The sequence below is a fragment of the Stenotrophomonas sp. SMYL89 genome (assembly GCF_036319985.1).
GTDB lineage: Bacteria > Pseudomonadota > Gammaproteobacteria > Xanthomonadales > Xanthomonadaceae > Stenotrophomonas > Stenotrophomonas maltophilia_Q.
Window position 1 is genome coordinate 284,598 of sequence record NZ_JAWIRW010000004.1, and the last position, 21,071, is coordinate 305,668.

Annotated in this window: 16 protein-coding genes and 6 tRNA genes; 8 read left to right on the plus strand and 14 right to left on the minus strand. The window is 66.7% G+C overall.

Going from position 1 to position 21,071, the window contains the following annotated elements:
• Positions 1-73: 73 nt before the first annotated feature.
• From tig to V3B41_RS07450, 8 genes are all read right to left on the minus strand, one after another.
• On the minus strand, positions 74-1,369 hold the full coding sequence (tig, locus tag V3B41_RS07415; protein WP_049426654.1) for a trigger factor: 1,296 nt from the start codon (positions 1,367-1,369) through the stop codon (positions 74-76).
• Positions 1,370-1,559: 190 nt separating this feature from the next.
• Positions 1,560-1,644 (minus strand) — tRNA-Leu (locus V3B41_RS07420).
• 110 nt (positions 1,645-1,754) lie between these two features.
• A complete protein-coding gene (locus V3B41_RS07425) occupies positions 1,755-2,060 on the minus strand; it encodes a hypothetical protein (RefSeq protein WP_049426653.1) in 306 nt (101 codons plus the stop codon).
• Between the two features lie 271 nt (positions 2,061-2,331).
• Positions 2,332-2,407, minus strand: a tRNA-Lys gene (locus tag V3B41_RS07430).
• Positions 2,408-2,605: 198 nt separating this feature from the next.
• Positions 2,606-2,681 (minus strand) — tRNA-Lys (locus V3B41_RS07435).
• Positions 2,682-2,760: 79 nt separating this feature from the next.
• Positions 2,761-2,837, minus strand: a tRNA-His gene (locus tag V3B41_RS07440).
• A 174-nt stretch (positions 2,838-3,011) separates the two neighbouring features.
• Positions 3,012-3,088, minus strand: a tRNA-Arg gene (locus tag V3B41_RS07445).
• A 39-nt stretch (positions 3,089-3,127) separates the two neighbouring features.
• A tRNA-Pro gene (locus V3B41_RS07450) sits at positions 3,128-3,204 on the minus strand.
• A gap of 179 nt (positions 3,205-3,383) precedes the next feature.
• Between V3B41_RS07450 and V3B41_RS07455 the strand changes: the two genes are divergently transcribed.
• Together V3B41_RS07455 and V3B41_RS07460 are read left to right on the plus strand one after the other, a co-directional pair.
• On the plus strand, positions 3,384-4,142 hold the full coding sequence (locus tag V3B41_RS07455) for a Bax inhibitor-1/YccA family protein (protein WP_049431150.1): 759 nt from the start codon (positions 3,384-3,386) through the stop codon (positions 4,140-4,142).
• A gap of 70 nt (positions 4,143-4,212) precedes the next feature.
• The gene (locus tag V3B41_RS07460; RefSeq protein ID WP_049431147.1) at positions 4,213-4,833 is read left to right on the plus strand and encodes a flavin reductase family protein; all 621 of its coding nucleotides are present in this window, start codon (positions 4,213-4,215) and stop codon (positions 4,831-4,833) included.
• 3 nt (positions 4,834-4,836) lie between these two features.
• On the opposite strand, the gene V3B41_RS07465 is transcribed toward V3B41_RS07460, so the two are convergent.
• The 6 genes from V3B41_RS07465 to grxC all read right to left on the minus strand — a co-directional run bounded on the left by V3B41_RS07465 (position 4,837) and on the right by grxC (position 9,588).
• Positions 4,837-5,598, minus strand: a complete 762-nt coding sequence (locus V3B41_RS07465; RefSeq protein ID WP_049431144.1) for a sulfite exporter TauE/SafE family protein — start codon at positions 5,596-5,598, stop codon at positions 4,837-4,839.
• Between the two features lie 25 nt (positions 5,599-5,623).
• The gene (locus V3B41_RS07470; protein ID WP_049431142.1) at positions 5,624-6,532 is read right to left on the minus strand and encodes a LysR family transcriptional regulator; all 909 of its coding nucleotides are present in this window, start codon (positions 6,530-6,532) and stop codon (positions 5,624-5,626) included.
• Positions 6,533-6,585: 53 nt separating this feature from the next.
• Positions 6,586-7,329, minus strand: a complete 744-nt coding sequence (locus V3B41_RS07475; RefSeq protein ID WP_049431138.1) for an isochorismatase family cysteine hydrolase — start codon at positions 7,327-7,329, stop codon at positions 6,586-6,588.
• A 201-nt stretch (positions 7,330-7,530) separates the two neighbouring features.
• A complete protein-coding gene (locus V3B41_RS07480) occupies positions 7,531-8,535 on the minus strand; it encodes an isocitrate dehydrogenase (RefSeq protein WP_099551263.1) in 1,005 nt (334 codons plus the stop codon).
• A gap of 373 nt (positions 8,536-8,908) precedes the next feature.
• Entirely contained in the window at positions 8,909-9,301 is a 393-nt protein-coding gene (locus tag V3B41_RS07485; RefSeq protein WP_005408260.1) for a carboxymuconolactone decarboxylase family protein, read from the minus strand.
• Complete coding sequence (gene grxC / locus V3B41_RS07490; protein WP_049400919.1) at positions 9,298-9,588, minus strand: glutaredoxin 3; 291 nt, start codon at positions 9,586-9,588, stop codon at positions 9,298-9,300. The genes V3B41_RS07485 and grxC overlap by 4 nt, the downstream gene beginning before the upstream one ends.
• An 88-nt stretch (positions 9,589-9,676) precedes the next feature.
• On the opposite strand from grxC, the gene V3B41_RS07495 reads away from it, so the two are divergent.
• The 6 genes from V3B41_RS07495 to V3B41_RS07520 all read left to right on the plus strand — a co-directional run bounded on the left by V3B41_RS07495 (position 9,677) and on the right by V3B41_RS07520 (position 21,014).
• A complete protein-coding gene (locus V3B41_RS07495; protein ID WP_180848843.1) occupies positions 9,677-11,377 on the plus strand; it encodes a M48 family metalloprotease in 1,701 nt (566 codons plus the stop codon).
• A 116-nt stretch (positions 11,378-11,493) separates the two neighbouring features.
• Positions 11,494-12,183 (plus strand): phosphate regulon transcriptional regulator PhoB, encoded by a 690-nt coding sequence (gene phoB, locus V3B41_RS07500; RefSeq protein ID WP_005408258.1) that lies wholly within the window; start codon positions 11,494-11,496, stop codon positions 12,181-12,183.
• Positions 12,184-12,289: 106 nt separating this feature from the next.
• Entirely contained in the window at positions 12,290-13,621 is a 1,332-nt protein-coding gene (gene phoR / locus V3B41_RS07505) for a phosphate regulon sensor histidine kinase PhoR (protein ID WP_100443773.1), read from the plus strand.
• A 4-nt stretch (positions 13,622-13,625) separates the two neighbouring features.
• Positions 13,626-15,713, plus strand: coding sequence for a polyphosphate kinase 1 (gene ppk1, locus V3B41_RS07510; RefSeq protein WP_049431123.1), 2,088 nt, complete (start codon positions 13,626-13,628; stop codon positions 15,711-15,713).
• Between the two features lie 450 nt (positions 15,714-16,163).
• A complete protein-coding gene (gene ppx, locus V3B41_RS07515; protein WP_049430300.1) occupies positions 16,164-17,690 on the plus strand; it encodes an exopolyphosphatase in 1,527 nt (508 codons plus the stop codon).
• A 399-nt stretch (positions 17,691-18,089) separates the two neighbouring features.
• The gene (locus V3B41_RS07520; RefSeq protein ID WP_049430302.1) at positions 18,090-21,014 is read left to right on the plus strand and encodes a TonB-dependent receptor; all 2,925 of its coding nucleotides are present in this window, start codon (positions 18,090-18,092) and stop codon (positions 21,012-21,014) included.
• Positions 21,015-21,071 lie beyond the last annotated feature (57 nt).

The following is a 21,071-nucleotide window of genomic DNA, read 5'->3' on the forward strand; positions in this document are numbered from 1 at the left end:
GTGAGGTACCTATCTTGGGGGGCTACAACCCCGCGCCGGCAAAGGCGCGGGGCATCCGGTGATCCGCCCGGGCTTACTGGCGGATCGCGTCCTGGAACGACAGCTTCTCTTCGGTGTGCTGGGCACGCTCGGCGATCCAGTCGATCACCTGCTCTTCCATCACACGGTTCTGCAGGCCAGACATCAGCTGGGGGTCGTTGCGGTACATCTCAATGACCTGGTCCGGCTCTTCGTAGGTCGAAGCGATCAGACGCATCGTTTCGTTCAGGCGCTTGGCTTCCAGGCGCAGGTCGTTGATGCGGGCCACTTCACCGACCAGCAGGCCGACCAGCACGCGCTTGGCGGCGGCGTCCTTGAAGCCTTCGTGGGCGTCGGCCGGGATCTCGCCGACGTTCTGGCCGTTGCGGCGGATCTGCTCGACCTGCTGGGCCAGCATGGCGCGGGCTTCGTTCTCGACCAGGCGCGGCGGCATTTCCACCGAGGAATAGGCGGCGATCAGCTGCTCGCCCACTTCGCGGCGCAGGCGGTTCATCAGGGCGCCCTTCAGCTCGCGCTCCAGGTTGGCGCGGATGTCGCTGCGGAACTGCTCCACATCGCCACCCTTCACGCCGAAGCTCTTGATGAAGGCTTCGTCGACCGCCGGCACGACCGGCTCGGAGACTTCGGCAACCTTGACGGTGACCTGCACGGTCTTGCCGGCCAGCACCGGCACGCGCCAGTCAGCCGGGAACTCGACGTCCAGGGTCTTCTCTTCACCCTTGGCCAGGCCGACCAGGCCCTTTTCGATGGTTTCGAACATCATGCCCTGGCCGAGCACGATCGAACCCTTCTCGGTGCCTTCGGCCGGCAGGCGCTCTTCGCCGGCCTGCGACCAGGTTTCCACCGCGACCAGGTCACCGTCCTGCGCGCCACGGCTGACCGGGGCCCAGGTACGACGCTGGTTCTGCAGGTTCTCGATCATCTGGTCGATGTCGGCGTCGGTGATCTCGGCGCTGTGGCGCACCACGGTCAGCTTGCTGACGTCGATGTCGCCGAAGTCCGGCACCACTTCCACGGTGGCCACGAAGGAGAACTCACCCTCGTCGCCCTTGTCGATGCGCGGGCTGCCGACGATGCGCAGGTCGTGCTCGCGCACGGCCGCGTCGAAGGTTTCGCGCAGCAGGCCGTCCAGCGCCTCGCCACGGACCTGCGCGCCGAAGCGCTGCTCGATCACCTTGGCCGGCACCTTGCCCGGGCGGAAGCCCTTGATGCGGGTGGTACGGGCGATTTCGCCCAGGCGGCCGACGATGTGGCTCTGCAGACGCTCTTCCGGCAGCGAGAAGCTCAGGCGGCGTTCCAGATTGCCGGTGGATTCGATCGAAGCTTGCATGTTGACTCCTGCCACCGGTGGCCTACGCCCCCGGCTCGATGATTGGGATGAAACGGTTGTAAGGACACGGCGTCTGGGACGCGCCTGCTTGCCGCAGCCCTTTAGTTTCGCCCAATTTGGCCTGCACTGCCAGCGCGTGCCGGTCAAGGGGTGCAGCGGGCCCGATCTGGGCGGGGAGACAGGCCGGCACTGGTGCGAAAGGGGGGACTCGAACCCCCACGCCTTGCGGCACTGGAACCTAAATCCAGGGCGTCTACCAATTCCGCCACTTTCGCGTGGCCGGCACAGACCTTCATTGTCGCAGGCGGGGGCCGGAAGCGAAAGGTCTGCACAAAGCTGAATCTGCTGTCCCGGACGACCGGCAGCCGCCCGGGACGGCCCTGGATCAGGGTTTCAGGGGTGCGGCGGGCGCTGCGTCAGCCCCCTGCCCGTCCGCTGCGTCCACGTTGCGGATCTCGATGCCACCGCCATCGGTCCGGCGCAGCTGCACCGCTTCGGGCTGGGTCACGCCTTCAGTCGGCGCCGCCGGCTGCATCTCCATCGCCTCACCGACAGGAGGTGCGGGAACATGCTGCGCATCGGCATCGCGCTGCACGGTCTGCGCCGGGTCGCCCGGCGGGCTGCAGGCAGCGAGCGCCACCAGCGCGAGCGGAACCATCGCCCATGAAACGCGTCGGTTGATATCGGCCATCAGATTCTCCTTCATGCATGCGCCATCGGCGCGGAAGAACCATTGGGTGCGATGCAGGACACGAAGCGGTGAGAAGCAGCGCACAGCATTGAAAACACTGATGACGCGTATGACCCCGGTTTCATCACCGCTTCAGTAGATCCACGCCATGCGTAGATGCGGCCTCCGCCTTCTCCACCCATGGCGTGGATCTACCGGCTTAGCGACTTGGCGCACTCAGCCAGGCCACAGGCAAGAAAAAAGCCACTTGGCTGACCAAGTGGCTTTCGTCTGGTGGGCTGTCAAGGATTCGAACCTTGGACCTATTGATTAAGAGTCAACTGCTCTACCAACTGAGCTAACAGCCCGAAATCGGGGCGCGAATTATGACCCGATCCGCTCGGTGGGTGCAAGCACTTTTTTCAACATCGTTGAAACCAGCGCTGCGGTCCCGCTGCCGCTGCAGCGGCCCCGCCAGGCGGAGCGCTTCAGCGCGTGATCCATCGAAATGATGGGGTCACACTTATAAGAAAAAAGCCACCTGGCGTACCAGGTGGCTTCCGTCTTGGTGGGCCGTCAAGGATTCGAACCTTGGACCTATTGATTAAGAGTCAACTGCTCTACCAACTGAGCTAACGGCCCGTGAAACTCAGACGCACATTGTAGCGTGCGTTCTGTTTATTGCAATACCGTTTCGGCAGCGCCGATGCGGTTGAATCAGTGGGGTGGCTGAGGGGATTCGAACCCCCGACCACCGGAATCACAATCCGGTACTCTAACCAACTGAGCTACAGCCACCACTGAAACTTTCGCCCCACCGCCGCTACTGCCGACGCGGGAGCTTCAAACCTTTGCCTGGAGACTGTCACCGAAGTTCCGGTCCGCCGAAGCGAGTCCGATATTCTGGTGGAGTCTTTACGCTTTTGCAAGCACTTCTTCACATCCGTCGATGCGATCCCAGTGCCTCGCCAATGGCGCGCCCGACAGGAATCGAACCTGTAACCGCCGGCTTAGAAGGCCGGTGCTCTATCCAGTTGAGCTACGGGCGCCCGAACCGGAACGGCGTCCAATCCGACGTGATGTGGGATTGGTCGGGGTAGAGGGATTCGAACCCCCGACATCCTGCTCCCAAAGCAGGCGCGCTACCAGACTGCGCTATACCCCGGTCTTGCAATCCCCTCGGGCCAGGCCCGGGGAGCTGGTCATTGTGGCCAAGCGCATCATGAACTGTCAACGCGGCGATCCGGACCCGACGCGTGGCACGGCGCCACGCGCAGCCATCGGCTATGCTCCCGGTCATCGGCCGGATGGCCGTCCAGCCCCTCATTCGCACGGAGAACACGCATGCGCAGCGGCAACCCGGCTCTTTCCGAGTCGACCTTCCTCGACCTCGCCAGTGGCTCGGTGGTGACCAGCCCCGACCAGGTCATGACCCTCAACGGCACCGCCAACAAGACCGGCATCCTGCTGCTGCTGACCGTGCTGACCGCGGCGTTCGCCTGGAGCCAGTCGGTCGATGAGTACGGCCAGATTTCCGGCAGCGCGAGCCTGTACGCCATCGGCGGTGCAATCGGCGGCCTGGTGCTGGCGCTGATCACCATCTTCAAGAAGGAATGGTCGCCGGTCACCGCACCGATGTACGCGCTGGTCGAAGGCCTGTTCCTGGGCGCCGTCTCGGCCCTGTTCAACATGAAGTACCCGGGCATCGTATTCCAGGCCGTGCTGCTGACCTTCGGCACCCTGGCCGCGCTGCTGTTCGCGTACCGCAGCGGCATGATCAAGGCCACCGAGAACTTCAAGATGGGCGTGGTCGCCGCCACCGGCGGCATCGCCCTGCTCTACCTGGCCTCGTTCGTGCTCGGCTTCTTCAACATCGATGTGCCGGTGATCCACGACTCCAGCTGGTTGGGCATTGCTTTCAGCCTGTTCGTGGTGGTCGTCGCCGCGCTGAACCTGGTGCTGGATTTCGACTTCATCGAAACCGGCGTGGCCCAGCGCGCGCCGAAGTACATGGAGTGGTATGGCGCATTCGGCCTGATGGTGACCCTGGTCTGGCTGTATGTGGAGTTCCTGCGCCTGCTGTCGAAGATCCAGCAGCGCTGAGCCCCATCAGGTCGTAAACGACAAGCCGTGGTCCGAGAGGGCCACGGCTTCTTTTTTGGAACCCCACCCCATGTCCCACACCTTTCACAGCTATCGCCCGGCCGACGGCCACCGCCTGCCGCACGACCCGTTCAACGCCATCATCGGCCCACGACCGATCGGCTGGATTTCCAGCTGCGACGGCGAAGGAACATTGAACCTGGCGCCGTACAGCTTCTTCAATGCGTTCAACTACACCCCGCCGATCATCGGCTTCTCCAGCCAGGGCCGCAAAGACTCGCTGCGCAACATTGAAGCGACCGGTGAGTTCGCCTGGAACCTGGCGACCTTCGACCTGGCCGAAGCAATGAACGAAAGCTGTCGTGCGGTCGGGCCGGAGGTCGACGAGTTCGCCCTGGCCGGGCTGACGCCACTGGCCTCCACGCAGGTCGCGCCACCCCGCGTGGCACAGAGCCCGGTAAGCATGGAATGCCGCTGCACCCAGATCGTGCGCCTGCGCGATGCCGCCGGGCAGGACACCAACGGCTGGCTGGTGCTGGGCGAAGTGGTCGCAGTGCACATCGATACCCGTTTGCTGGTCGATGGCATCTACGACACCGCTGCAGCGGCGCCGATCCTGCGCGGCGGCGGCCCCGCCGACTACTTCCGCATCGGCGCCGAACAACGCTTCCGCATGTTCCGCCCGGCCTGAGTCTCAGGCCGCCGGCGCGCGTGCCAGCAGCGCCGGCAGCGACGAGGCCAGCAACGCGATGCCTGACGCCGTGAGCAGGCTCAGCACGACCTGCCGGAAACGCGCTTCGCTGATGCCGATGTAGACCCGCGCACCCAGCAGGGTCGGCGCCAGCATCGCCGGCGCCACGATGGCGAAGTACGGCAGCATCTGCCGCGTCACCAGTCCACTGCCAACATAGGTGGCCATGGTCACCGCCAGCATGGCCAGGTTGAAGTTCTGGATGACCGCGCGCTGCTCGTCCTTGCCGAAGCCGCGCAGCGTGCTCCACAACGTCGGCACCGGCCCGGCGAAGCCACCGATGCCACTGAGCACGCCACCGGCCATACCGGCAATGGCGTCACCCACGCGCCCTCCGATCGTGATCGGCGGCAACGAGCGCGCCATCAGCATCACCGGGCACCACAGCGCCAGGAAGCCGCCCAGCAAAGCCTTGAACCAGTCCATGTCCAGCTGCGGCAGCACCATCACGCCCAGCGGAATGCCGGCCAGCCCACCCAGCACGAAGGGCAGCAGCAGGCGCAGGTTGAAGCCACGGCGCACGGTGAACACCGCCACCAGCTGGCCGACCAGCGCGCCGAACACCGACAGTGTGGCCGCCAGTCGCGGCTCCAGCCCCCATGCCCAGAACGACATCGCCACCATGCCGAAGGCGAAGCCGGACAGCCCCTGCACGAACCCGGCAACGATCGCGCCAAGCGCGACCAGCAGATACACCGACTCCATCACCACCTCGGTTGCAACCGCGCGGCTACCCTGCCGCGCCCATCTGCGCAGCGTAGTGCGCTACAAGGTGCTCGACCAGCGCGCGCACTTTCGGCGCCAGCGCACGTGCATGCGGATACAGCGCGAAGTAGCGGCGCTGCCCGGCATGCCAGGCCGGCAGCACGCGGATCAAGCGGCCCGCGCGCAGGTCCTCCTGGACGGTCAGCGCAGTGAACAGGCTGATGCCCATTCCGGCCAGCGCGGCGGCATACAGCGCAGGCGTGGCATCCACGCGCAGGCGCTGGCCGGCCTCGATGCTCACGCAGGTACCGCGCGGCCCCTGCAGCTGCCAGGGCGGCATTGACGGCGTGGGACTGAATCCCAGCAGCGTATGTTGTTCGAGATCCGCAGCCTGCCGCGGCAGACCACGACGTGCCAGATAGGCCGGCGCGGCCACCAGGATGCGCGGGCAGCTGGCCAGTTCGCGCGCGACCAGCTGGCTGTCCGGCAACGAGGGCGCGATGCGCAGGGCCAGGTCGAAACCGCCCCCCACCACATCGACCAGTTGATCATCGGCTGACAGGTCCAGCGAGACCTGTGGGTTGCGCTGCAGGAACGACGGCAGCCACTGGGGCAGCTCCTGGCTGGCGACCACCTGCGGCACGCTGATGCGTACGGCGCCACTGGGCTGCGCCTGCCCGGCACGCGCGCGGTCATCCGCCTCCTGCAGACGATCGAGCAGCACGCCCGCCTCCCGGTAGTAATCGCGTCCGGCTTCGGTCAATGACAGCCGGCGGCTGTTTCGATCGAGCAGGCGTACCTGCAGGTGGTCTTCCAGTTGCCGCAGCTGCCGTGACATCGCCGAGTGGGTCGTGCCCAGGCGTTCTGCCGCAGCGGTGAAGCTGCCTGCGTCGACGATGGCGCGCAGCGCACGCAGGGCAGCGAAATGATCCATCAGCGAGCGGTTCCCCCTGGCAGGGCCCACGGCATGCGGGCCCTGCCAGCTTATCAAGCGCCGTCGCCGGCTTTGCGCACCGGCAGCGCCAGGATCGCATCGGTACTCAGAACGTCACCGAAGGCGTCCTCGATCTGCGCCAGCGAGGCCTCGTGCAGCACGCGATGATCCATGCGCTGGCCGCTGGCCAGATCCAGGTCGCGACTGGCGCTGGCATCGGACGACACGATCACCCGGTAGCCACGCGGTGCGGCGGCTGCATCGCGGGCCGCACCGGCCACGCAGGCATGGGTTTGCAGGCCGGTGACGATCAGCGTGTCGATGCCGGCGTCCTTCAGCACGGTGTCCAGCACGGCAGCCGAAGCACCAGCGAACACGCTGACGTTGTCCTTCTGCACCACGGTTTCGCCCTTGCGCGGCAGCAGGTCACGATGGAAGGCGGCGTTGACGCTGCCCTGCGCAAACAACGGCGCGCCGGCCGGCAGCACGTGTTGCACATGGATCACACGGATGCCATGCGCATCGGCGAACTCGACCACCCGCTTGGCCTGGCGCAGCGCCGCCATGCCATCGGGAATGACCATGCGGCCACCGGCAAAGCCCGGTGCAGCGCTGGCATCGAAGTATTCGTTCTGGAAGTCGATCACCAGCACGGCGGTCTTCGCGGCATCCAGCGAGGCCGCGACCGGCACGCCGGCCATGTCGCGGATGGTGGAATGGGACGGCTCGGCAGCGGCAACCGGGGCGGTGGCGGCCATGCCGATCAGGCTGGCCAGGCCGAAGGCGGTGAGGTTCATGGGAGGGTTCCTGTGTGGTGGGTGTGGGGGCACAGGATGCGTAGCGATTGGCGCACGGACCAGCCGTGCGGCGGTACATGATCTGTGCGGAAACCGCACAACCGATCATTCCGTCATCCACGCATGGCGTGGATATACCGGAAAACGCAACGGGGCGCCCGAAGGCGCCCCGTTGGGTTCCAACCGAGGTCGACCGGCCGCTTACAGGCGGGTGGCGATGGCCTTGGCGAAGCTCATGGTGGTACCGGTGCCGCCGAGGTCGCCGGTCAGCGAATCCTTGGCTTCCATCGTTGCGACGATGGCCTTGCGCAGGCGCTCGGCGTTTTCCGGCTGACCGATATGGTCCAGCATCTGCGCGGCTGCCAGCAGCAGCGCGCACGGATTGGCCTTGCCCTGGCCGGCGATGTCCGGCGCGGTGCCGTGCACGGCTTCGAAGATCGCCGCGTCCTTGCCGATGTTGGCACCCGGGGCCAGGCCCAGGCCGCCAACCAGGCCGGCGCACAGGTCGGAGATGATGTCGCCGAACAGGTTGGTGGTGACGATCACGTCGAACTGTTCCGGACGCATCACCAGCTGCATGCAGCAGTTGTCGACGATCATTTCCTGGAACTCGATGTCCGGGTACTGCGCGGCCACTTCACGGGCGACGTTCAGGAACAGGCCCGAGGTCGACTTGATGATGTTGGCCTTGTGCACGGCGGTGACCTTCTTGCGGCCGACGCTGCGGGCCAGCTCGAAGGCGTAGCGCACGATGCGCTCGGAACCCTTGCGGGTGATGCGGGTGCCGGAGAAGGCGGTCTCGCCGTCGGCCGACACTTCCTGGCCTTCGGCCAGGTACGCACCTTCGGTGTTCTCACGAACGGTGATCAGGTCGACGTTGTCGAAACGCGACTTGGTGTTCGGGAAGGTGTGGGCCGGACGCACGTTGGCGTACAGGTCGAAGTGGCGCCGCAGGCTGACGTTGATCGAGGTGAAGCCACCACCGACCGGGGTGGTCAGCGGGCTCTTCAGCGCGACCTTGTTGCGCGCGATCGATTCCAGGGTCACCGCCGGCATCAGGTCGCCGTGCTTTTCCAGGGCCACCAGGCCGGCGTCGGCGTCTTCGTACTCCAGGCCAGCGTTCAGCTGGTCGAGCACGAACAGGGTGGCGTCCATGATTTCCGGGCCAATGCCGTCGCCGCGGATGACCGTAATTTTCTGCGTCATTGATCGATGTTCCGAACAGGGGGAAAAACGCCGTCCGGACGTGCCCGGAAACGCCGGCGCAAAGGAAGTTTCACCGGCAATTATGCCTGAGCCGGGGCCGAGGTCCCAAATAGACCATGGTCCCAGTCCCCGGCTCAGGCAGAATTGCCCGCGCATTCCACCTTATCCCCGCGCCTGTCGGCGCGCCCCCTTGAACAACAAGGGGGCTCCAGGACTGTTGGATCGCGGGGCAGGCCCCCTCGCGGGCCCGGTAGTGGGGGGGGGGGGGGGGGCGCCCCCCCCCCGGCGGGGGGGGGGGGGGGGCGCGCCCCGGCCGGCCGAACCCCGGCCATGCCGGATTCAGGCGATGCCGGCCAGCGGCCGGCACTACCCCTCAGTGCTCGTGCGCTGCCGGGGCGGCGGCGCCGCCTTCGAGCTGGTCGAGGAAGTCGACCGCGCGGCGCAGGTGCGGGATCACGATCGAGCCGCCGACCACCAGGCCGACCGAGAAGGTCTCGAAGAACTCCTCGCGGGTCACCCCGGCGTCCTTGCACTGGGCCACGTGGTAGCTGATGCAGTCGTCGCAGCGCAGCACCATCGAGGCCACCAGGCCCAGCAGTTCCTTGGTCTTCACGTCCAGCGCGCCGGCCTGGTAGGTCTGCGTGTCCAGTGCGAAGAAGCGCCGCACCACCTGGTTCGGTTCGCCCAGGATGCGCTCGTTCATGCGCTTGCGGAAATCGGTGAACTCGGCGATGCGGTCCTTGCTGCCGTCGTCGGCCGCGCTCATGCCTGGCCCTGCCCGGCCAGCAGCGGCTCGAGCTTGCCTTCACGGTGCAGGGCCATCATGTCATCGTAACCGCCGACATGGACATCACCCACGAAGATCTGCGGCACGCTGGTCCGACGGGTCAGCGCCATCATCTTCTCGCGCTCGACCGGGTCCAGGTCGATGCGGACCTCGGTCCACTGCTGGCCCTTGCTCTTCAGGAAGTTCTTGGCGGCCACGCAATACGGGCAGACGGCGGTGGAATAGATGGTGATGGCGGGGGCACCGCCGGCGGTCTGGGCTGTCACGGGAAACTCCACGATGGATCGACGGTCTACATATGGTACCGGTGCGCTGGAATTTCCACGCCACCGACGCAACACTGTGGATTAACGAATGGTTGCCCCCTGCCCTGCCACGCTTGGCGCGCCCTGCCCGAGGATCTTCTGCTTGCGAGCCCTGCTGCTGACTACCGCCGTCACCCTGGCCCTGGCCATGCCGCTGGCCCAGGCCCAGGAGAAGCTGCCCGACATCGGTTCCTCGGCCGGCGAGCTTCTGACCCCGGCGCGCCAGGCCGAGTACGGCGCGATGATGCTGCGCGAGCTGCGCAACTACGGCTACCTGCTGGACGACCCGCTGGTGAACGACTGGTTGCAGACCATGGGCACCCGGCTTGGCTCCAACAGCGACCAGCCGCGCCAGCCCTACACCTTCTTCGTGATGAAGGACCGCCAGATCAACGCCTTCGCCACGCTGGGCGGCTACATCGGGGTCAATGCCGGCCTGGTGCTGACCGCCGAACGCGAGGACGAGGTGGCTGCAGTGCTGTCCCACGAAATCGCCCACGTCACCCAGCAGCACGTGCTGCGCGGGGTCGAGCGCGCCCAGCGCGACCAGATTCCGATCCTGCTGGGCATGCTGGCGGCGGTGGTGGCTGCCCAGGCCAGCAACAGCACCTCCTCGGGCAATGCGACCATGGCCGCGATCAGCTCGGGCATGGGCCTGATGCAGCAGCGGCAGATCAACTACACCCGCTCCAACGAATCGGAGGCCGACCGCCTCGGCATCCGCACCCTGTCGCGCAGCGGCTATGACGTGGACGCGATGGCCGGCTTCTTCGAGCGCATGTCGGCGGCGATGCGCGGCAACGAGGGCGGCTACAGCGTGCCCGAGTTCCTGCGCACCCACCCGGTCAACATCACCCGCATCAGCGAGGCCAAGGCCCGCGCCGAGCAGATGAAGAAGGACACGGTGCTGCTGACCACCAGCACCCCCAGCGGCGAGCGCAAGGAACGGGTGAATCCGGCCGACCCGGGCTTGGCCGAGCCGCTGCTGCGCGGAAACAACCCCCTGCTGCCCAGCAGCGTGCTGCGCATTCCGGTCGGCCAGCTGGCCCGTGGCGCCAGCGGCGACTTCGAGTGGGCACGCGAACGCCTGCGGGTGCTGAGCGCCGATTCCACCGCCGAGCTGGAGCGCGAATACGCAGATATGGCCAAGCGGCAGAAGGACGGCCTCAACGATGCACAGCGCTACGGCCAGGCGCTGGCGGTCATGCGCGGCGGCCGCAGCGGTGCCACGCAGGCCCGGCAGACCCTGGCCAGCCTGCTGCAGACCCGCCCGGACAACCTGTGGCTGGCACTGGGCCTGGGCGAGGCCGAATCGCGTGCCGGGCTGGGGGCGCAGGCCAACACCCGTTTCGAGCAGCTGCTGCGCGAGCACCCCAACAGCCGGCCCGTGGCCCTGACCTATGCCGAGATCCTGAACGAACAGGGCACCCGCGAGGCCGGCCAGCGCGCACAGGCCATGCTGCGGCCCCTGCTGTCGCAAAGTGGTAACGATCCGGTCTTCCAGCAGCGATACGCCCGTGCCAGCGAGCTGGCCGGTGACAGCGTGCGCGCCAGCGAGGCCTATGCCGAGGCCGCCTTCCTCAGCGGCCGCCCGGAGCAGTCGCTGATGCAGCTGCAGGCGCTCAAGCGCAACCCGGCGCTGGACTATGTGGGCCGGGCGCGGGTGGATGCGCGCATCGAGGCGATCACCCCCACCGTGCTGGAGCTGCGCCGCCAGGGCGTGCAGGACCCGGACCTGGACCGCCGCTGAGTGCTGCATGACCGGTCGATGGCAATCCCGACCGGTTCCGGCCAGGCAGTCACAAACATGTCATCAAACCGTAGTCTACTGGCACCACTCCAGTAACCGAGCCCTACGGTGTCCTCGTGCAGAAACGCATCCTGATCGTCGATGACGAGCCCGCGATCCGTGAAATGGTCGCCTTCGCCCTGCGCAAGGGCGATTACGAACCGGTCCACGCCGGCGACGCCCGCGAGGCCCAGACCGCGATCGCCGACCGCGTTCCCGACCTGATCCTGCTGGACTGGATGCTGCCCGGCACCAGCGGCCTGGATCTGGCCCGCCGCTGGCGCAAGGAGACGCTGACCCGCGAAGTGCCGATCATCATGCTGACCGCCCGCGGTGAAGAGAACGACCGCGTGGGTGGCCTGGAAGCCGGTGTCGACGACTACGTGGTCAAGCCGTTCTCGGCGCGCGAACTGCTGGCCCGCATCCGTGCGGTCATGCGCCGCGCCCGCGAGGACGACGAAGACGGCAGCGTGGCGGTGGGCCCGATCCGCATCGACGGCGCCGCCCATCGCGTGTTCGCCAACGACCAGCCGGTGCCGATCGGCCCGACCGAATACCGCCTGCTGCACTTCTTCATGACCCACCCCGAGCGCGTCTACACCCGCGCCCAGCTGCTGGACCATGTGTGGGGCGGCAGCGTGTACGTGGAGGAGCGCACCATCGACGTGCACATCCGCCGCCTGCGCAAGACGCTGGAACCGTTCAACGCCGAGAACATGGTGCAGACCGTGCGCGGCGCCGGCTACCGCTTCTCCACCGCCACCTGAGTCTCGTCGTGCCGGCGCCACGCACCCGCGGGTGCCGGCGCCGGCAACTCTGCTATAACCCTCGGTTCACCCCAGTGAACCGCCGCACCTCAACGACGAGATCGCAATGCCCCGCCACATCCGCTCTGCCTGGTTGAAGACCCTGGCCACCGTTGCCGCGGTACTGCTGTTCTCCGGACTGGTGGGGTGGTTCACGGGTCACCTGTGGTTGTGCATCGCACTGGGCGCGCTGGCCACCCTGGCCTGGCATTACTGGCGGCTGCGCAGCGTGCTGCGCCGGCTGACCGCGCGCCAGCGCTGGGACACCGCCGAGGAAGGCACCGGCGTCTGGAACGAGCTGGACCGCCTGCTGTACCGCAACCAGGTGGAAATGCGCGTTCGCAAGCGCCGCCTGCTCGACATGCTGCGCAGCTACCGCGCCGCCGCCGCCGCGCTGCCCGACGCCGTGGTGGTGCTGGACCGCAACAGCCAGCGCGTGCAGTGGTTCAACGAAGCGGCCACCGCCCTGCTCGGCCTGCATCATCCGGGCGACCTCGGCGAGGCCCTGGTCGAACGCCTGCAGCCGATGCCGCTTGCCCACTGGCTGGCCGGCGGCCGCAATGCCGAGCCGATCCTGGACGTGCCCTCGCCGGTCGATCCGGCGATCCGCCTGAACCTGCGCCTGATCCCCTATTCGTCGGACTACTGGCTGCTGATCGCCCGCGACGTCAGCAAGCTGCTGCGCCTGGAACAGGTGCGCCGCGACTTCGTCGCCAACGTTTCACACGAACTGCGCACGCCGCTCACCGTGGTCCACGGCTACCTGGACATGATGGACCCGGAGGATTTCCCGGGAACCGGACCGATGCTGGAAGAAATGCGCAAGCAGAGCCAGCGCATGGCCCAGCTGGTGGAAGACCTGCTGACCCTGTCGCGGCTGGAATCGCAGGAACACAGCGAGGAAGAGACCGTGGCCATGCAGCCGATGCTGGCCACGCTGCGCCGCGAGGCCGAAGCGCACAGCCAGGGCCGCCACCAGATCAGCATCGACGATCAGGCCGGCGTCGACCTGCAGGGCTCCACCAAGGAACTGCACAGCGCCTTCTCCAACCTGGTGACCAATGCGGTGCGCTATACCCCGGCCGGTGGCCGCATCGCGGTGGAATTCCGCCGCGAAGGCGACGGCGCGGTGCTGGCGGTGCGCGATTCCGGTTACGGCATCCCGGCCACCCACCTGCCGCGCCTGACCGAACGTTTCTACCGTGTCTCCAGCAGCCGTTCCCGCGAAAGCGGCGGTACCGGCCTGGGCCTGTCCATCGTCAAGCACATCCTCGGCCTGCACCACGCGCGGCTGGAGATTGAAAGCGAGGTCGGCAAGGGCTCGGTGTTTTCCTGCCATTTCGATGCCGACCACGTGCGCCCGCGCGAGTCCGCCCCCCTGACTTCCATCGAAGAATGACGCCATGAGCAGCCTCGGATCCCTCCCCCTCCCCGTGAGCCCGGACAACGATCCGTTGCGCGACCCGGCGCTCTACATCAACCGCGAACTGTCGCAGCTGGATTTCAACTTCCGCGTGCTGGCCCAGGCGATGGATCCGCAGGTGCCGCTGCTGGAGCGCCTGCGTTTCATGTGCATCTCCTGCACCAACCTGGACGAGTTCTTCGAGATCCGTGCCGCCGCCGTCCGCCACGCGCAGGAGTTCGGCCTGCCGCCGGCACCGGACGGGATGAGCCCGCAGGCCATCCTCAACGCCATCCACGACCGTGCCGCCGAACTGGTGGACCAGCAGTACCGCTGCTGGAACGAGACGCTGCGCCCTGCACTGATGGAGGCCGGCATCGGCGTACTCGGCCGGCATTCGTGGAACCACCGCCAGAAGCGCTGGCTGCGCGCGTACTTCCGCAACGAGATCATGCCGGTGCTGTCGCCGCTGGGCCTGGACCCGGTGCACCCGTTCCCGAAGATCCTCAACAAGTCGCTGAACATCGTGGTGGTGCTGAAGGGCACCGACGCGTTCGGCCGCGCCGGCCATCTGGCCATCGTGCGTGCGCCGCGCTCGCTGCCGCGCATCATCCAGCTGCCGGAGAAGCTCGGCGGATCGCAGAACTTCGTGTTCCTGTCGTCGGTGCTGTCCACCTTCGTCGATGAGCTGTTCCCGGGCATGGAAGTCCAGGGTGCCTACCAGTTCCGCGTTACCCGCAATTCCGAGCTGGTGGTGGACGAGGAGGAAGTGGAGAACCTGGCGCTGGCACTGCGCGACGAACTGGTCGATCGCGGCTACCGGCCGGCGGTGCGGCTGGAAATCGCGCAGGACATGCCGCGCGAGATCGTGCGCACCCTGCTGCAGAACTTCGGCCTGACCGAGAACGCGGTGTACCGCATCGACGGCCCGGTCAACCTCAACCGCATCATCCAGCTGTACGACCTGATCGCACAGCCGGACCTGAAGTACCCGCCGATGACCCCGCGCACACTGCGCGACAGCGACGGCATCTTCGAGACAGCCTCGCGCCAGGACCTGCTGCTGCACCACCCGTTCGATGCCTTCACCGCGGTGCTGGACCTGATCCGGCAGGCGGCGGTCGATCCCAACGTGCTGGCGATCAAGCAGACCCTGTACCGCACCGGCAAGGACTCGCTCATTGTCGACGCGCTGATCCAGGCCGCACGCAACGGCAAGGACGTGACCGTGGTGGTCGAGCTGCGCGCGCGCTTCGACGAGGAGGCCAACCTGGGCCTGGCCGATCGCCTGCAGGAGGCCGGCGTGCAGGTGGTGTACGGCGTGGTCGGCTACAAGACCCACGCCAAGATGCTGCTGATCGTGCGCCGCGAGGGCCGCAAGCTGCGCCGCTACGTGCACCTGGGCACCGGCAACTACCACAGCGGCACCGCCCGCGCGTACACCGACATCAGCCTGATCACCGCCGATGCGGACATCGGCAACGACGTGCACCTGCTGTTCCAGCAGCTGTCCGGGCTGGCGTCGAAGATGAAGCTCAAGCGCCTGCTGCAGTCGCCCTTCACCCTGCACACCGGCATCCTCGGCCGCATCGAGCGCGAAACGCGCATCGCCGCCGCCGGCCGCCCGGCGCGGATCATCGCCAAGATGAACGCTCTGAACGAACCGCAGGTGGTGCGCGCGCTGTACGCCGCTTCGCAGGCGGGCGTGCAGATCGACCTGATCATCCGCGGCGCCTGCACCCTGCGCCCGGGCGTACCGGGCATCTCGGACAACATCCGCGTGCGTTCGATCGTCGGCCGCTTCCTGGAGCACAGCCGCGTCTACTGGTTCGGCAACGACGGCGCACCGGAGATGTACTGCGCCAGCGCCGACTGGCTGGAACGCAACCTGCTGCGCCGGGTGGAAACCTGCTTCCCGATCCTGGACCCGGAGCTGGCCAAGCGCGTCTACCGCGAAGTCCTGCAGAACTACCTGGACGACAACCTCAACGCCTGGGAACTGGATGCCGACGGCATCTACCACAAGCGTGCGCCGGCCCACGACGAAGCCCCGCACTCTGCGCAGATGGCATTGATGCAGGGTCTCTGACCTGGTGTGTCGACCAAGGTCGACACCCACCATCAGATCGCAGAGAACTGTCGAAGGCGGGGTGGGTCCGGTGGCAGGGGTGTGAGCCGCATGGGCCCGAGGCATGCCTCGGGCGGGTTGGGCAGGACGCCCAACCCCGGTCTTGCCGTGTGCGCAGGACTGCGCACACGAGCAAGCGGCGACCAAGCCCCCATGGGTGAGGGCGCTTTGCTTGCGAAGCACTGCTTCGCGAGCGCCCGAACGCCCAGCCGCCAGCGGCTGGGCCGGCCTGGGGGTTCACGGCGTCCCCTGCCATCGGACCCACCCCGCCATCCCACGGATAGCCCGCTGTTGCTGTTGCCGTTGCTCTGGCCTCTGCAGGTGCAGGGCGCAGCCCTGCCGCACTCCCTCTTCCAAAATGTGAAGGCCACGCGGTGACGAGCACACCGCCCCTTCGGCTAACATTCGCCCATGCCGCATACCACCACGACTCCGCCCGCATTGCAGGATGGCGACCTGCTGGCCGCCATCGACCTTGGCTCCAACAGTTTCCACATGGTCATCGCGCGCTACACGCTCGGCCAGCTGCGGGTGATCGACCGCCTGCGCGAGACGGTGCGCATGGCCGACGGCCTGGATGGCAAAGGTGGCCTCTCCGCCGCTGCACGGCAGCGCGCGCTGGAATGCCTGGCCCGTTTCGGCCAGCGCATCCGCAATGTGCCGCCGCACCGGGTACGCGCATTGGCCACCAACACCGTACGCCAGCTGCGCTCGCCGCAGTCGTTCCTGGTCCCGGCCGAAACCGCGCTGGGGCATGCCATTGAAGTGGTCAGCGGCCGCGAAGAAGCACGCCTGATCTACCTCGGCGTGGCCCACGCGCAACCGCCCAAACCCGGCCAGCGCCGCCTGGTCATCGACATTGGCGGTGGCTCCACCGAGTTCATCATCGGCATGGGCATGCAGACCCTGGAGCGCGAGAGCCTGCAGGCCGGCTGCATCGCCAGCACCCGCCGCTTCTTCCCGGGTGGCAAGCTGAGCAAGAAGCGCTGGAAGGATGCGCTGGCCGAGATCGGCCGCGAGTTCCAGCCCTTCGCCAGCAAGTACCGCGCACTGGGCTGGCAGGAAGCCCTCGGCTCCTCGGGCACGCACAAGGCGATCAGCGAGATCTGCGCAACGATGAAGCTGAGCAAGGGCGCGATCACCGCCGAGGCCCTGCCCCAACTGCGCGACGAACTGCTGAAGGCCAAGAAGATCGACGACATCCAGTTGCCGGGCCTGTCCAGCGACCGCCGCCCGATCATTGCCGGCGGCATCCTGGTGCTGGAGGCCGCCTTCCAGGCACTGGGCCTGCAGAAACTGCTGGTCAGCAAGGCGGCGATGCGCGAAGGCATCCTGTACGACATCGTCGGCCGCGCCGGTGAGAACGACCTGCGTGACGAATCGGTGGCCGCGCTCAGCCAGCGCTACGGCATCGACACGGTACAGGCCGACCGCGTGCAGGACACCGCGCTGTCGCTGCTGGAGCAGGTGCAGGAGCGCTGGAAGCTCGACGCCGACGACGCACGCATGCTCGGCTGGGCCGCGCGCCTGCACGAACTGGGCCTGATGATTGCCCACAGCGGCTACCACGTGCATGGCAGCTACGTGCTGGAGCACTCGGACATCGCCGGCTTCTCGCGGCAGGAGCAGCAGATGCTGGCGGCACTGGTACGCAGTCATCGCCGCAGCGTGACCAAGACCGCCTTCGACCCCCTGCCCGAGCGCCTGCTGCTGACTGCACGCCGGCTGGCCGCCCTGCTGCGCCTGGCGGTACTGCTCAACCGTGCCCACGAGGACGATCCGCTGCCGGCATTGGAACTGACCGCCGACGACAACCGCCTGTCGCTGATCGTGCCGCAGGCCTTCATCGACGCCCGCCCGCTGCTCCGCGCCGACCTGATCGGTGAGACCGACGGCCTCGCCGGCCTGGGCATCCAGTTCCGTCCGTTCGTGGCCTGATCCCTACTGCCAGAGCGGCGCGTCAGAACGCGTCGCCTTAGGCCTCCTCCGCGCGTGTTCGACAAGCTGTTGAAGCTCTACGACCACGGCCCTTCGGGGCCGTGGTTTTTTTCTGTTTCCGCGCAGGTTGTCGCTCCCTGCAATTGCCATGACGCTTTCAGTCCAGAGTCGAGGCGAGGATGCTTCGTCCGTCGCTCCCACGTCGATCAGATCAATCGATTGATTCACTTCCGGTTTGTGCGGAAGCGTCATGCCGTGCCATGGCGATTTCGTCCATTTCCCATACCTCTCCCCCTCCTCCTTCACTAGGTTCGAACAACCACCGCCTGCGGTGGCGTTGGCGCAGCCCGCTTGGCCGCGCACCGAAGACTTCGAAGACTGAGAGAGAGAGAGAGACCCATGACCATCCGTATTCCCGAACTCGGGTTGGCGATCCGTCGTGCACTTGCGATGACGGCAACCACTGCCCTGGCGGCTCCTGCCTTCGCGCAGCAGGCCCCCGAAGCCACCACGCTGGACCGCATCGAGATCACCGGCTCACGCATCCGCCAGGTCGACCTGGAAACCGCACAGCCGGTGCTGACCGTCAGCCGCGCCGACATCGAGCGACAGGGCTTCAACTCCGTTGCCGACATCCTGCAGAACCTTACTGCGACCGGCAGTCCGGCATTGAGCCGCGCCAGCCCACTGAGCGCCGGCGAAGCCGCCGGCGGCAGCTACGTGGACATGCGCGGCCTCGGTGCGCAGCGCACCCTGGTGCTGGTCAACGGCAAGCGGCTGGGCATGACCACCAGCGGATACCAGGACATTTCCAGCATTCCCGCCGCTGCGGTGGAACGCATGGAAGTGCTCAAGGACGGTGCCTCGGCCATCTACGGGTCCGATGCGATGGCCGGCGTGGTGAACATCATCACCCGCCGCAACGTCGAAGGCGTCACCGCCAACGTCTATCACGGCCAATACAGTGAAGGCGACGGCGCACGCACCCAGTACGACGTGGTTGCCGGCTGGTCCAATGACCGTGCTTCCATCAGCATTGCTGCCGAACATGTCGAAGAAAAGGGCGTCTGGGCCAGGGACCGTGGCTTCAGTGCCTATACCTATACCGACCGCCACGCGGATGACGGCTGGACCACGGTCGGCCAGTGGGGCCGCATCACCGGCTTCAAGGGCCCCGGCTGCAGCAACAGCCGGGGCTGCAGCTATTCGCTCGACCGTGGCAGCCTGCCGGGTGGACCGGACAGCTTCCACCTCAGCGACAACACACCATTCACCGGTGATGTCAGCAACAGCAACGAGCAGATGCATCTGCAGACGCCGATCAAGCGCGATTCGATCTTCGTCGATGCGCGCGTGGATCTGAACGACCAGGTCCGTTTCAACACGCAGCTGGCCTACAACCGGCGCACCACCACGCGCCAGATCGCCGGCTACCCCTTCCAGTCCGGCCCAGCCGGCATCACCCCGATGTCCGCCGACAGCTGGTTCAACCCGTTCGGCAGCCACCACGGCTACGACACGCCCAGTGATGTGCATTGGAACCGCCGTACCTGGGAAATTCCTCGCGTCAGCACCAGCGATCTGACCACCTGGCAGGCCGTCGCGGCATTCGAGGGCAACTTCGAATTCGGCGGTCGCGACTTCGACTGGGAAGCGGGCTACCAGTACAACCGCAGTGAGCTGACCCAACGTGCCACCGGCAACCTGCACAAACAGCGCGTGGCCGATGCCACCGGCCCCTCGTTCTTCAACCCGGAAACCGGCAGGGTTGAATGTGGCACCCCGGAAGCACCGATTGCCGGCTGCAAGCCGTGGAATCCGCTGGTTCCGGAGGGCCAGAATGATCCTTATGGGCTGACCGGCAATCCCGAACTGCAGGAGTGGCTGTTCCCGGAAGAACTCACCCGCGGGCGCACCACCACCCGCAATCTGTTCGCCAACCTCAGCGGCAGCCTGGCCACTCTGCCGGCAGGTGAACTCGGCTTCGCAGTGGGCGCGGAGAGCCGTCGTGAGGACGGTCGCTTCATCCCCGACCCGCTGGCGCAGACCGGTGCCACCACCAACCTGGCAGCCGGCCCGACCGGCGGCAGCTACCGTGTCGACGAAGCCTACCTGGAGCTGAGCGTGCCGGTGCTGCGCGACCTCGCCGGTGCCCGCGAGCTGACCCTCAACGCGGCCACGCGGTACTCGGACTACTCCACCTTCGGCGGAACCCTCAACAGCAAGTTCGGCGTCACCTGGAAGCCCATCGATCAGCTGCTGGTCCGCGGCACCTGGGCCCAGGGCTTCCGCGCGCCAACCATCGCCAACCTTTACGGCGGCGGCTCGGAGACGTTCACCACCGGCTTCCGCGACCCCTGCGACACGGTCTACGGTGCAGCGGCCAGCAGTCCTGAAGTGCGCGCGCGCTGCGCCGCCGACATCGCCAATGCCGACACCTACCGCCAGCTCGGCCAGGGCAATGAACCCATCACCGGTAGCAGTGGACAGACGCCCCTGCCCTTCACCAACGGCTCCAATCCGGACCTGCAGCCGGAAACCTCGACCAGCCGCACGCTGGGCCTGGTCTGGAGCCCGACGTTTGCCGAAGGGCTGAACATCGCTTTGGACTGGTGGAGGATCCGCATCGACAACACCATCGTTTCCGATCATCCCAATGACATCCTCCGCGACTGCTACGAGCTGGGCATCGCCGAGCGCTGCGGCAGCTTCACCCGCGATCCGGAGCTGGGCATTGTCAACAAGCTCAACTACGGCAACCGCAACAGCGGCTTCCGCCAGGCGGAAGGCTATGACCTGGAGATTGGCCACAAGGTCGAAACCCGCTGGGGCACGTTGAGCGCCGACTGGAAGACCACCTATGTGGTCAACGCCGAAGAGAAGACCACCAACGAAGCCGGCGTACCGGCCATCCCCAGCAACGGCATCGCCACCAACGGCGGCATCGGCTTCCGCGTTCGCTCCAACGCATCGCTGGGCTGGGAGCATGGCAATCTCGGCCTGACCTGGGGACTGCGCTACTTCTCCGCGGTCAAGGAACGCTGCCTGGGCGCGGAGGATTATCCGAACGAGTGTTCCCACCCCGGCCAGCGCGCGCCGTGGTTCAGCGGTACGCGCGACTACAACCGTCGTGGATCGGTCACCTTCCATGACGTGCAGGCGCGCTACAACCTGCCATGGGACGCCACCGTTTCGATCGGTGCCAACAACGTGTTCGGCCGCCAGGGGCCGGTCATGTACAGCCAGCCGAGTTCCAACTTTTCCTATTACGGCGGCTTCGACATCGGCCGTTTCATCTATATGAAATACCAGCAGCGCTTCTGATCCACGCACCAAACACGGTGCCCACCATGGCCCCTCGGGGCCGTGGTGGCGAGGGCC

Bases quoted from the DNA above. Each gene is read 5' to 3' on its own strand.
- tig (WP_049426654.1), bottom strand. From the start codon at position 1,369: ATGCAAGCTTCGATCGAATCCACCGGCAATCTGGAACGCCGCCTGAGC.
- V3B41_RS07425 (WP_049426653.1), bottom strand. From the start codon at position 2,060: ATGGCCGATATCAACCGACGCGTTTCATGGGCGATGGTTCCGCTCGCG.
- V3B41_RS07455 (WP_049431150.1), top strand. From the start codon at position 3,384: ATGCGCAGCGGCAACCCGGCTCTTTCCGAGTCGACCTTCCTCGACCTC.
- V3B41_RS07460 (WP_049431147.1), top strand. From the start codon at position 4,213: ATGTCCCACACCTTTCACAGCTATCGCCCGGCCGACGGCCACCGCCTG.
- V3B41_RS07465 (WP_049431144.1), bottom strand. From the start codon at position 5,598: ATGGAGTCGGTGTATCTGCTGGTCGCGCTTGGCGCGATCGTTGCCGGG.
- V3B41_RS07470 (WP_049431142.1), bottom strand. From the start codon at position 6,532: ATGGATCATTTCGCTGCCCTGCGTGCGCTGCGCGCCATCGTCGACGCA.
- V3B41_RS07475 (WP_049431138.1), bottom strand. From the start codon at position 7,329: ATGAACCTCACCGCCTTCGGCCTGGCCAGCCTGATCGGCATGGCCGCC.
- V3B41_RS07480 (WP_099551263.1), bottom strand. From the start codon at position 8,535: ATGACGCAGAAAATTACGGTCATCCGCGGCGACGGCATTGGCCCGGAA.
- V3B41_RS07485 (WP_005408260.1), bottom strand. From the start codon at position 9,301: ATGAGCGCGGCCGACGACGGCAGCAAGGACCGCATCGCCGAGTTCACC.
- V3B41_RS07495 (WP_180848843.1), top strand. From the start codon at position 9,677: ATGGTTGCCCCCTGCCCTGCCACGCTTGGCGCGCCCTGCCCGAGGATC.
- phoR (WP_100443773.1), top strand. From the start codon at position 12,290: ATGCCCCGCCACATCCGCTCTGCCTGGTTGAAGACCCTGGCCACCGTT.
- ppk1 (WP_049431123.1), top strand. From the start codon at position 13,626: ATGAGCAGCCTCGGATCCCTCCCCCTCCCCGTGAGCCCGGACAACGAT.
- ppx (WP_049430300.1), top strand. From the start codon at position 16,164: ATGCCGCATACCACCACGACTCCGCCCGCATTGCAGGATGGCGACCTG.
- V3B41_RS07520 (WP_049430302.1), top strand. From the start codon at position 18,090: ATGACCATCCGTATTCCCGAACTCGGGTTGGCGATCCGTCGTGCACTT.